The organism is Limosilactobacillus reuteri subsp. porcinus, assembly GCF_036621895.1.
Classification (GTDB): Bacteria; Bacillota; Bacilli; order Lactobacillales; family Lactobacillaceae; genus Limosilactobacillus; species Limosilactobacillus reuteri_J.
Map to the genome: position 1 here is coordinate 1 of NZ_LN887393.1, position 266 is coordinate 266.

The following is a 266-nucleotide window of genomic DNA, read 5'->3' on the forward strand; positions in this document are numbered from 1 at the left end:
ACCCCATTCTTTGTACCCACAGGAGGTAAAAAGATGATAGCTTGCTTGATTTTCAATATAAACATACGCAATTACGGTTCTTATATCTAAATGATCTTCAATTTGTTTTTGCGCATATGTTAATAAATCACGGCCAAGATGTTGCCGTCGATAATCTTCATGAATATAAATAGCTATCTGTGCCGAATGATCATAGGCGGGATGCGGATAAAAATACTCAAGAGCACACCAGGCGATTACTTGGTCATCCAGTGTTGCAACCCAAA

At 38.3% G+C, this 266-nt stretch carries 1 protein-coding gene; it reads right to left on the minus strand.

The genetic code is table 11. The features are described from left to right. On the minus strand, positions 1–266 hold a 266-nt coding region (locus AACL61_RS04805; protein WP_339111051.1), incomplete at both ends, for a GNAT family N-acetyltransferase.